At 42.6% G+C, this 12,427-nt stretch carries 8 protein-coding genes; 1 reads left to right on the forward strand and 7 read right to left on the reverse strand.

All coding sequences use genetic code 11. The features are described from left to right. Positions 1-613: 613 nt before the first annotated feature. From T541_RS0108130 to T541_RS0108155, 6 genes are all read right to left on the reverse strand, one after another. The gene (locus tag T541_RS0108130) at positions 614-2,014 is read right to left on the reverse strand and encodes a glucosidase (protein WP_026652245.1); all 1,401 of its coding nucleotides are present in this window, start codon (positions 2,012-2,014) and stop codon (positions 614-616) included. 96 nt (positions 2,015-2,110) lie between these two features. Continuing rightward, positions 2,111-2,956, reverse strand: coding sequence for a carbohydrate ABC transporter permease (locus tag T541_RS0108135; protein WP_026652246.1), 846 nt, complete (start codon positions 2,954-2,956; stop codon positions 2,111-2,113). Between the two features lie 20 nt (positions 2,957-2,976). Then, entirely contained in the window at positions 2,977-3,882 is a 906-nt protein-coding gene (locus T541_RS0108140) for a carbohydrate ABC transporter permease (protein WP_026652247.1), read from the reverse strand. A 104-nt stretch (positions 3,883-3,986) separates the two neighbouring features. Continuing rightward, positions 3,987-5,429 (reverse strand): ABC transporter substrate-binding protein, encoded by a 1,443-nt coding sequence (locus T541_RS0108145; RefSeq protein WP_026652248.1) that lies wholly within the window; start codon positions 5,427-5,429, stop codon positions 3,987-3,989. Between the two features lie 143 nt (positions 5,430-5,572). After that, a complete protein-coding gene (locus T541_RS0108150; protein ID WP_026652249.1) occupies positions 5,573-8,092 on the reverse strand; it encodes a TIM-barrel domain-containing protein in 2,520 nt (839 codons plus the stop codon). 27 nt (positions 8,093-8,119) lie between these two features. Then, positions 8,120-8,929 (reverse strand): alpha/beta hydrolase, encoded by an 810-nt coding sequence (locus tag T541_RS0108155; protein ID WP_026652250.1) that lies wholly within the window; start codon positions 8,927-8,929, stop codon positions 8,120-8,122. 221 nt (positions 8,930-9,150) lie between these two features. Between T541_RS0108155 and T541_RS20670 the strand changes: the two genes are divergently transcribed. Further along, entirely contained in the window at positions 9,151-10,176 is a 1,026-nt protein-coding gene (locus tag T541_RS20670; RefSeq protein ID WP_026652251.1) for an alpha/beta hydrolase, read from the forward strand. On the opposite strand, the gene T541_RS0108165 is transcribed toward T541_RS20670, so the two are convergent. Continuing rightward, complete coding sequence (locus T541_RS0108165; protein ID WP_026652253.1) at positions 10,166-12,238, reverse strand: methyl-accepting chemotaxis protein; 2,073 nt, start codon at positions 12,236-12,238, stop codon at positions 10,166-10,168. The genes T541_RS20670 and T541_RS0108165 overlap by 11 nt on opposite strands. Positions 12,239-12,427: the final 189 nt, after the last annotated feature.

The following is a 12,427-nucleotide window of genomic DNA, read 5'->3' on the forward strand; positions in this document are numbered from 1 at the left end:
CAAGAGATTTTTTTCGTCACTCGTGACTGATGTTTAATGCTTTGCGGGTGGACGTTCTTAATCCTAAGGCTCAAAACTCGCACTGCAAAATACCGCTGGGGGCATCATCTTTATCTAAGTGAGTCTCAGATTCAAAATGACAATTTCCAATGTTCTAAGGCGCCCTTCAACGCGCATGCGAAGCGTTGTATGAAGCAGGACGAGGGAGCGTAATCTAAACAAAAAATGTCATATGGCGCAGAGCGCCTATAAAAAGAGAAGGTATCAACTTCTTCAAGCTAGCTTGGAAGATTGATACCTTCTCTTTTTAATACGCTTGCAAAGCAAGCTATGACATTTTTATCTTGTATGTTTATTCCCCGTCCTGCAAGCTGTTAGCTGCAGCATGCGCTATAAGAAGAAGGGTGCCAGAACATTTGGAAATGTTTCATTTTGAAGTGACGAGTGTGATAAAGATGATGCCCCCAGCGGTATTTCGCAGTACTCAGACATGTTGAGCCTTGAGAAGGATTAAGAACGTCCACCTGCAAAGCTCTTAAACATGTCAGTCACTCACCAGACTCAAAAATATCTCTTGCACAGCGTTATCGGTCCGGGTGGGAAGCGGATCCCCTTATTTCCATCCCTCTGGGAGGTACTTGATTGTGTTGGCGATCATGTCGTCTACCAGGGTGTGGATGTCTTCCTTGGTGCAGGACTTTCCGATGAATTGTGGATCGTTTTCAAAGGCTTCGTAGACCAGGGATTTGTCGCAGGTTGTGGCTGCTCTGTAGATGCGCTCGTGGTTTTTGATGTGAGGATCTACAAGAGCCTTTACGTCCTCTGGGATGTTGCCAGCAAATATTGGACGAATTGAATCACGGGAGAATACTGCGTTAGTCTCAACTATGGCATTGGCTGGAAGGTTAGGAATCTGCAATGCATAGTTAGGGATGTTAACGTTACTTACAAATCTTGAAAGTCCGCAAAGAGCTTTGATAAGGAGGATTCCCTCTTCTCCTGTTGGCTCAAGCTTCATCTCCTCTTCGCCGCTTGCAAGGCGTTTGCTTCTATCAAGACGCTCTACAAGATCATCCTTTCTCCAGGCAACACTAGTAAGAGCAAAATCCCAGGATTTAACTGTCTCAGGATCCTTAAGGTACTGATCTCCCGGCATGAACTCTGCAAGATGTCTGTCTCCTGCTGCAGCAATAAGACCGTACTTATTAAAGAGATCCATCTTAACTCTGTGCTTGCAGACAAAGTTGGCGTTGAGCCAGTTCTCGCTTTCGATGGATACGCCCTCATCAAAGTGCTTGTCTATATAACTTCTATAGATTGGGAAAAGATCTTTTCCCTTATACGAGCTCTCTGTAAACCAGGTGAAATGATTGATTCCCACAACGTTAACAAATACATCGTGCCAGTCTTCTATCTTTTCACCAGTCTCTTTTTCATAAACAGTCTGAAGAACCTTCTGGGTTCCAAATACCTCATGACAGCAGCCAAAGGCCTTGATCTGTGGGAAAGCCTCATAGAGAGCCTTAACGCAAAGTGACATAGGATTGGTGTAGTTGATGACCCAGGCATCAGGAGAAAACTCCTTTATGGCGTTAGCAATCTCTGTGAACATAGGAATGGTTCTAAGAGCTCTTATCATGCCACCGCATCCTGCTGTGTCGCCTACGGACTGGTAAATGCCAAGTCTCTCAGGAAGGTGAACATCAGATTCCATCTCATCAAAGGTTCCAGGAAGGATTGAGATAACAACAAAGTCTGTGCCTGTAAGGGCCTCCTGAAGGGAAGTCTTTACTTCAAACTTCCAGTCCCCCTTAGCATCTGTCCTTGACATAAGGTGATTACCTATAGAAGCGTTAACCCCAGCTGCCTCCTCATCAAGGTCATACAGACGGATTGTCCCCGAAATCTCGTCGTCAAGAGCAAGGTCAGTCATAAAGGTCCAAGCCCAGCCCCTAGATCCACCGCCGATGTAGGCGATGTTCACATCCTTCATCTTTCCATCAACAAATTTCATAATACATACTCCTCTCTTCCCTTTTATACATAGTTAACGCCGGGTCTGCGCACAGGGCACAAACTCGGCGCTTAGTTCAAACAGTTGTGTAACTAATTATCCCTTGATACCAGAGCTTGCAATTCCTTCTACCAGCGACTTCTGGAAGATAAGGAAAAGAATTGTAGCAGGGAGAATTGACAATGTGGACATTGCCAGTGTTGCTCCTATATCAGAGCCTGAGTTAGGATCGTTAAAGAGCTTAAGAGCAAGAGAAATAGGTCTCATCTCAGGTCTTGTTACATAAAGCAGTGCTGAAAGGTAATCATCCCATCTCCAAATGAATGAGAAGATAGCACTTGTGATAAGAGCAGGTGTAATAAGAGGAAGGATTACACGGAAGAAGATTCCATAGTAAGAGCAGCCATCGATCTTGGCAGCCTCGTCCAGCTCTTTTGGCACACCACCAATAAAGTTCATGATAAGGTATACAAAGAATCCCTGAATCGCGAAGAAATAAGGAACGATCATAGGATTAAAGGTTCCAACCCATCCAAGATGTCTAAACCACATGTACTGTGGGATCATCATGATCTGAGGTGGAAGCATCATTGTAGCCAGTACCAGGATAAAGAGAAATCTCTTTAGCTTAAACTGGAGTCTCTGAAGTGCATAAGCAACAAATGCTGATGAGATCAGAGTTCCAAAGGTTGATAAAAGTGAAATAAAGAATGAATTCTTAAAAAATGTTGCGAAGGTATATCCCATAAAGCCCTTCCAACCATTTCTGTAGTTATCCAAGGTCCACTGAGTTGGAATCAGATGTCTTGATGTGGCAAGAATTGTGTTGGTTGGCTTAAAGGAACTTAATATCATCCATAACAGGGGATACACCATTATGAATGCGCCAATAGCAACAAGTACGTGGTATACTATTGCGCCCACAGTTTTCTTTTTACTCATATGTGTCTATCCTCCTGATTTTAGTCTTCGTAAACCCACTTGTTACGGCTAAGGAATAAAAGAGCTGTAACAGTAGATACAATTATGAGCATGATCCATGCAAGGGCTGAAGCATAACCCATCTGGCTCTTTCCCTGTGTAGGGAAGGCTTTGTTGTAAACATACAGTGTGTAGAACAATGTACTGTTCTTAGGATCACCGTTTGTAATAAGTTTACTCTGTGTGAAAGCCAGGAATGAGTTGATTGTCTGCTGAACAAGGTTAAAGAAAATTGTTGGAGTAAGAAGCGGAAGTGTTATCCTCCAGAACTGTTTCCACTTGTTAGCGCCGTCAACCATGGCTGCCTCATAGAGCTCTTTGTTTATCTGTTTAAGGGCAGATAAGAAAATAAGCATTGAAGAACCAAACTGCCATACCGTCAAAATGATAAGAACCCATATAGCAGAACTTTCACTAAACCAGTTGAAATTACTCATGCCTGGGAAAAACAGGCTAAGGAATGCATTGATAATACCTGTAGATTCAAACATTCTACGCCACAAAATAGCTATAGCTACTGATCCACCAATGATAGAAGGCAGATAATATGTGGCTCTGTAAAGGCCTGTTGCCTTGGTATCTCTGCAAAGAATAAGTGCAATGATAAGAGCAAATATAACCTTTAAAGGTGTGCCGATAAGTGCATAGTAACAGGTAACCTTAAGGGCCTTCCAGAAAACTTCATCCTGGAAAATATTTACATAGTTTCTAAGACCTACAAATGTAGGTGCATTCTGAATATCGTATTTACAAAATGAATAATACAAGGACAGAACCATCGGAATCATAAGGAATAAAGCAAAACCGATGATGAAGGGAAGGCTGAATACGTAACCAGCTACCTTCTCCTGCCCCATGAAATGTCTTAAGCTCTTTTTCTTCTCCATGTCAGTGTTTCCTTTCGCAGTAGTTTATCAGTACGAGCTTACCTTTAATAAGCAGGAAGGGCACCTAAGAAGATGCCCTTCCCTTAGAATCGTACTATTTGGAATTAATAATCTGCTGCAATCTTGGATGCGCTGTCTACCAGCTTGGTAGCTGCTTCCTCTGCTGAGATTGAAGGCTTAGGATCAAGTACTTCATCAGCTGTTGGCTTGATTGCATCATCATTAACTGTTCCTGCATAACCAGGAAGTGATGGGAAGATTGGGCTTGAGTTAGCTGCTACGAACTCAAGGTATTTAACAATTACAGGATATGTAGGATCCTTTTCTCCAACTGCATCTGCGATGTCTGCAGCAACCTTTGTGCTTGCTGGAACACCACGCTCAGCCTGAAGAAGGATACCAGCCTGTGTATCGTTGATAAGGTAGTTAAGGAATGCTACTGCAAGATCAGGGTTCTTTGTATCTGTTGTGATTGAGAAGAACTGACCTGGCTTTAAGTAGTTAGCCTGTGTAGGATTGTTCTCTGGCCAGCTTGTGATACCAAGCTCGATTCCGTCAGCCTCAGCAGCTGCCTGATAAGCAGAAAGCTGATTAGAGAATGCAAATGCAACCCATGTTCTAACTGAAGGATCTGTACCATAAACAAGTGGATACTCAGGAATTGTAGCTTCACTTACGTTAGCAATCTTGTTAGTATCATACATCCAGCCCTCTGATACGCCATCGAGAAGTCTCTGATAGTAGCCAGTCATCTCTTCAACTGATGTTGAAAGACCGTCTGCCTCAAAGAATGCCTGATGTCCAAGGCCACGTGCATAATATGTTAATGGGTTCTCTGAATTGGTATTACCATAGATAACACCATATCCTGACTCTTCGTAGATCTTCTTAGAAAGCTCTGCGAACTGATCCCATGTCATGTTATCTGGAACTTCGATCCCAAGCTCATCTGTAAGTGTCTTGTTGTAAAGAAGCGCTGGAGCATTCTCACCTGCACATACAGCGTAGATGTGTCCATCTGATGAGCTTCTTCCTGTATCTACGATACTAGGAGAAACGTTGCTAAGATCAAGAGCACCGCTCTCTACATAAGGAGTAAGGTCAAGGAGGTTACCTGCCTCTACCCACTGCTCAATGAAAGCGTAATCCTGCTGCATGATATCAGGAAGCATATCGCTGGCTGCAAAGGTCTGCATCTGTGGCCAGTAATCGTTCCATGTCTGAGCATTTAAGTTGAAAGTGATATTTGGATAAACTTCAGAAAAATAATCGCAGGCGTTCTTAGTAACTTCATCTCTTACCTGGTTGCCCCACCAACCAAAGTTGAGCTCTACATCTCCGGCTGTAGCTGGATCATAGGTTCCAACTGCAAGTGGTGAATCCACTGGAGTAGCTGCTGGCTGTGACTCAGATGAGGTATTCTCTGTCTGATTAGCATCTCCTGATGTATCATTGGAAGTAGTTGTTCCACCACCATTTCCACTGCAGGCAGCAAGTGACAATACCATTACTCCGGAAAGCATAATTGATACTAGTTTCTTCTTCATTTGTTCCCCTCCTATTTTGTTATCAACGGGATTCCGTCTCGTCAAAACTACTAAGTAAATTATACTTGGAATTATGTGCTTCGTAAACATTCACTATATCATAGTGCAAGAATGGCAAACTTTTGTACAACATTCACAAAGTATTACATACCAATGAGATCAAACTCCTCAAAAGACACCTTAATAGTCATGTCCTTCTTAGGATTGTCGAATTTAACTAAAGCTGACCTTACTGTTTCGCTGTAATACCAGCAATTATCAGTGTTTACAAACTTATCTCTATCCAAAATGTGAGTGAGTTCTTTACCATCAACCGATATCCACAGAGGAGCTTTTTCTTTATGTACAAAAGTTGCACAAATCTTCTCGATGGAATCTGTAAAGGAGCCCTCTGACTTAAAGGAAACCTCCGCGATTCCGGTTCCTTTCATAGTTATGGTAGTTTTCTTATATACTCCATTTTCATAGTCATTGCTCTTTCCATCGTCGTCGTAATAAACATAGGTTGAAGTATGCTCTCTTCCATCTGTGTAAGGAATAAAGGTAAGTCCCAGTGTGGTTACAGGGTCCTTTTCCGCATTCATAAGCTGATTCATAGCTGCAGGAAGGATAGCTCCCTCCCTTAAGAACCTTGGAATAGAGTTTATATTTACAGGGATAGAGATCATCTGTCCGCCTTCATGGCAGTTAAAGTTGTTCTCTACGTCGTACCACTTGGTTCCAGCTGGAAGATATACATCTTTTACAATCTGGCCCTTATCAAGTACATTGGAAACCAATAGGTCTTTTCCCAGCATGAACTCATAGTTCTCTTCATAGACATTAGGGTCGTTCTGGAACTCATAAACCAGAGGCCTCATAATCGGAGCTCCTGTCTCGTGAGCCAGAGCTTCAAGAGAATACAGATGAGGAAGCATGCGGTAACGAAGAAGTATCGCCTCACGGATCCTGTCAGTCTGTCTTGAGTACATCCAGGGCTCAGTTACAGTATTGTCGCTACTTGCTGAGTGTATTGAAAATCTTGGCATGAAGATTCCATGCTGAACCCAACGTACAAACAACTCTTCCTCAGGAGCAGGACCTGCAAAACCTCCAACATCGCAGCCGATATTAGGCTGTCCTGAAAGGCTCTCTCCCAGCATCGTAGGAATATTGTGCTTAAGACTGTTCCAGGAAGTGAAGTTGTCTCCAACCCAGTTCTGGGCGTATTTCTGAATACCTGAACTTCCACTTCTGCAGACCACATATGGTCTCGCCTTAGGATCATGCTCTTTTACCGCGTCGCAGGCAAGCTTACTCATGATGGTACACATAACTGGCTTAAACTCGCCAATTGTTCCGCCCTCTCCATCATAATCACAGATGCAGTCGTGATCTAAGAGACTGTCATACTCGCAGTTATCGTCCCAGATAGAATCGGTGCCAATATCAATGACGGCTTCTGTGAGATATTTTTTCCATAATTCTCTGCCCTTCTTACTGGTGAAATCCCAAAAAGACCCAGGACCGCCCCACCATGCACCTACAGCAGGCTCCTTATCATTCTCACTATCTTTTACAAAGACGCCATCTTCTTTGAATTTCTCATAATCAGGATGCACTAAAAGAACTCCAGGCTTAACGTTAGGTACATTCTGGGCTCCAAGCTCGTTCATCCTTGCAAAGTAGGCCTTAGGATCAGGGAATCTGTCCTTATTCCAGGTAAATACGCATCTCTTGTTGCCAACTGATGTATATCCTGATGATAAGTGGAAGCCATCAATTGGAAAGCCCTTTCTGCGCACTGTTTCAACGAATTCAATAAGGGCCTTGTCAGAATCCTTTTCAAGCTCTGAGTAGTACATGGATGATCCCTGATAGCCAAGAGCTCTTTTTGGAAGAAGGGCTGGACGGCCAGTCAGGCGTGTATAATCGTCAAGAATACTCTCAATTGAAGGGCCTGCGAAGATAAACAGGTCAAGATCTCCTCCATCAGCCTGGAAGTAGGTATATCTTGGCCAGTAGTTACTCTTCTCCTTACCCATGTTAAATACTGACTCAAAGAAGTTGTTGTAATAGAAACCTGCAGCCTTCTTGGTATCCCTGTCAAGTCTTAAATAGAAAGGCATGTGCTTATACATGGTATCGCACTTCTCTGGATCATAGGCCCAGGAATCTGTAGCTCTTTCTCTAAGGAACTCCTTATTCTTGTTAAGAGGCCCTGTCTTCTCACCAAAGCCGTAGAAAACATCGTCCTCCTTCATGCGAGAGTAGGAAGTGACGCGGCTGTTAGAGTCCTTAACAAAAGGATTCCCCGAAATCCCTTCATAAAGCACATCTCCATCGCCGTCCACCAGCTTGATATTAAGCGGATTCTTGGTAATAAAGAGCTTCTTATCTGCAGCAGAAAGAACTATCTCTTCTTCCCTTTCTTCGCACTTACAGTCAAGAGCCTTTACATGCTCTCTTTCACCTTCAAACAAAAAGTCCAGTCTGTCTTCCCAGGCCGTAAGCTGAAGGACATAGGATCCTTCCGGCTTTTGAAGGCTCTTTTCATCAAAGGACACCTTAAGCCTAATGATGCTGTCAGTTACAAAGCACACCTTCATATAGGCCTTGTCGAATTTAACAAGGAATCCTTCATTTATCTTTTCTATAGATTCAAATTTCTTGCAAATATCCATATCTGCTCTTCCCCCCTTTAGTTGGAATCAGCTATTTACAGGTAACATCCAGTCAAGAATAAGCTTAATCTCGCTATCCCAGAAATCCCAGTTGTGCATGTGACCAGGAACCTCTCTGTATACTGTGGATACACCCATTTCTTCCAATCTCTTGTGAACGTTCTGGTTAAGGACATACAGGAAATCCTCTGTTCCGCAGGACTGATAAAGCTCAGGGATAAGGCCATCTTTTTTATCCTTTTCAATAAGGGCGAAAAGATCTCTATCGCTTCCTCTAAGATTCTTGGCTGCTTCACCAAAGGCATCCTCCCAGGAGAATGGATTGTCAATGTTGCCCTTTTCAGCCTCATCGTGTAAAAGAGCTATATCAAGGGCTCCGGACATTGAAGCGGATTTACAGTACAGATCAGGCCTTGAAAGAGCCAGGAACCATGCGCCGTATCCACCCATAGAAAGACCAGCGATGTAAGTGTCCTCTCTTTTCTTAGAGGCTGGGAATATCCTTGTTATGTACTCCGGCAGCTCTTTTGTCATAAAGCTGTAGTACTGGCCGCCATGGGCCATATCCTGATAAAAGCTGTTCTCTACGCCAGCCATTACTGCTATGCAATTGTGATCCTGAGCATATCTCTCGATACGGGAAAATCTCATCCAGGAGCTGTTGTCGCCGTAGGCGCCGTGCAAAAGATATACCACTGGCAGTCCCTTTTCATAATCGTAGCGAAGGTTATTGCCACTGGCTGTTATCTGTTCGTTTCCTTCGGGAGTTGGCACGACCACGTTTATTTCAACGTTATGTGCAAGAGTTAGACTAAAATAATGACATGTGCAAAGCATATGTAGCCTCCTTAAGTAAGAAAATAAAACCCTAAATCTATTTTAAGCACTCATTAAAAACAACGTCTATTGTGAAATACTGATAATTTGCTCAGGTGATTTTTATGAAAATTTATTAACCACATCGTGCTATCATGTATTTATGCGGGTTTGCAAAATGGCCCAATTCATTTTTGTCATGATTTTAGTCACTATTTGCTAATAATTCGGGGGATTACGAAATGGAAAACTCATTAAAGAACAAAACATTGAGAGAGTTGATAGATTCTGGAGAATACGGCGTTTTCGCCGACTATTTCTGGTCCTATATAACAGAAGATCATTTGAATCGGCCCCTTGATTCCTACGGATTTGAAGCTACAGAAATGGAACTGGGTCTTAAGCGTTGTAAAGAGCTGGCACCTGATGGAAGCAAATACCTTAACTACATTTACAGCAAACAGGAAATCTATGCTTGTCACGAGCTTCAGGAAGCAAAGCTTTTCTTTTTCCCAAGAAAAGAGGAAACGGATATTACAAAGAAAACTGGGAAGGCATTTGCTCTTGTTATCCCTGGGGGAGGCTTTGCAAGACAGTGGACCTTGATAGAGGGCTTTTCTATTGCAGCAAAGCTTAACGAAATGGGCATCTCTGCCTTTGTTATGTTGTACAGAACTGCCCAGGAAGGCGTAGTTAATAAGGCGCTTAAGGATATGTACCGGGCTGTATCTTACATTTTTGATAATGCAGATCGTTTCGACGTAAGTGATAGTTCTTTTATCATGGGAGGATTCTCAGCCGGAGCTACCCTTGCAGGGGAAATGGCGTCAGACAATCTGGGCTGGAAGGCCATGGGACTTCCAAAGCCTGAGCTTATCTTCCTTGGTTACCCAGCCCACAAAATGGATATGTTCTATAAGATCTGGAGCGAAGCACCAGCTGGCTCACCAGTAAAAAGCGGCATTGGAGACTTCCTGCACCGCCTGGTGGAGGGTGAGATAACCATGGATAAGGTAATGCCTTATGTCTTAGAGGACCATCTGTCAAAAGAGATCTGCCCTCCCCTTTTCATTACCGCCAATGAGGACGATCCTACGGTTCCATTTATAAACAGTAAGTCCCTTTATGAGGCCTGTCTTAATAAAAAAATACCAGTACGGTCCAAATTGGGCCGTACTGGCGGTCATAGTTATGGTCTTGGCAAAAGTTTAGAAGTAGATGGTTGGCTTGATGAAGCAATCAGCTTCTGGCTCTCAATTACTTATTGAGCTTAAACTGACTTACGATTTCTCCAAGTGTTCCGGCAACATCCTTCTGTTTGCCGGACATTTCATTTACATTGTCCACAACGTCTGCAGCTGCCATTACAGAATCATTAACCCTGCTGGACAGATCTGCTGTATCCTGTGTAGACTCTGCGATGTTCTGGATAGCCTTTGATACTTCTTCCATGGATGCTCTGATATTTTCAACCATGGTAGCGATCTTCTCACTGGAATCACCAAATGCTCCAGCATCGTCACCGTACTGCTGTGCAAGTCCTACGAACTTGTCATAGTCAGGTGTAACTGTATCCTTGATGAAGTCAAGGAGCTCACCAGATGAGCTTGAAAGTGTTCCGAAGGCACCCTGTACGCCGTCGATGGTCTCTCTGATCTGTTCAACCGCTTCTGAAGTGCTGCTTGCAAGCTTATTGATCTCAGAAGCAACAACTGCGAAGCCCTTACCTGCATCGCCTGCTCTTGCAGCCTCGATAGATGCGTTAAGTGAAAGGAGGTTGATCTGATCAGCAATCTCAGCGATTGTATCTGCAAGAGTTCCAATCTGCTCAACAACCTTAGCCTTTTCATTGGCCTCAGCAAGATCCTGTTCTCTCTGCTCTGCGATAGAAATCGCATAGTCATGAGCTTCCTTGGACTGTCTCTCAATCTCTCTTGCTCTTTCCTTAATCTCTGCAGCATCTGAACTTGTCTTTTCTGTTTCCGCAGCAAGCTGATGAACAGATGCATTAACTTCCTCAACAGAAGCATTAACCTGCTCTGTAGCTGCTCCAGAAGACATCATAGCATCGTTCACGCCGGAGATATTGCCCTGAATATCTGTGAACTGGGTTGAAAGCTCGCTTGCCATATTTGCAAGTCCTGAAGATGTCTCACTAACAAGAACAGATCCATCAGAAATCTTGCTGATAACATCTCTGTTACTCTCATACATGTTATTGAGGGAATCGCTCATCTGTCCGAGCTCATCACCTCTCTTATTCTTGATCTTATCAACAGTAAAGTCTCCGCTTGCAAGAACTTTAGCGAATTCCTTAACGCTGTTGATACTCTTTGCGATACTCATTACGAATATCAGTATGATAACTGCACTTACTACTAATGCAATGATCATAACTGTAATAAGGGCTGTTGTAGCTTTCTTTACAGGTGCTTCCAGCTCTGCAATATCTTTTCTTACGATAATCTTCCAGTTAACATCTGGAACATTCATGTATGTAATAATGATTCTCTGGCCATTTTCCATGAATGCTGCCATTGAAGGAGAATCTCCTGCATTTGCCACGATATTTGCACCAAGGGCTGCAAGATCTGCATTCTCATCATCAACAATGTTTACGCCATCCTGAACCTTAGCCTCATCATCTGTGTAGATATAAACACCAGTTGATGATAAAAGCATAGCCCTTCCTGTTTCACCTGATTTAATCTCTGAAACAAGGGTTTCAACATTTGATAATTCCATATCTACGGTTACGCAACCGATATATTTATCACCATCATAGATAGGTGCTGAACATGTAGACATTACAAGTCCAGAAGTAGGATCATAATATGGATCTGTAATTGATGCCGTTCCCTTTGCAAGAGCTTTGGCATTTGTATAATACTCCTGGCTGAAATAATCATACTCAGCATTACTATAATCCCAAGTCTCAACGATGGTTCCATTGTCCTTATACCAATATGGACCCATGTACTTTTCAGCAGGGTCAAAGGCATTTGGCTCAAACCAAAGTCCAGCTCCCAAAATAGTATCACTATTAGTTACTATCTTAGTAAGGGTATCACCATAATTATTAATATCTACAAATTTGTAGGATGAAGATACCATGTCAGCAATATTGGTTGCTGTAGTCTCGATTACAGCAAGCTTGGAATCAACAGCCTCAGAACTTTCCTGACACTGCAGGAACATTGCTGAAGTATTGATGTCCTGAATGTTTGATGACAACTCCTTAGATGCTATATATGTAAGCAGAATCATGGCTGCTGCCATGATAGGAAGAATACATAAAAGCATCTTTGCCTTAAGACTCATTTTTTTCATTTTCGCACCCTCTCTACATTTTTAATTATTGCAGATACAATTGTTTGAATTGTATCGTGACCCTACAATAATTTTATTACATTTCGTAAATTTATAGTCTAAAAAAACTATTAATATACTTATAAAAAACATTAAACTTACGTTATTTCGATTATGAATATGTTAGAATCATTATGTGATTTTATATAT

This window comes from Butyrivibrio proteoclasticus P6B7, from assembly GCF_000622085.1.
GTDB lineage: Bacteria > Bacillota > Clostridia > Lachnospirales > Lachnospiraceae > Butyrivibrio > Butyrivibrio proteoclasticus_A.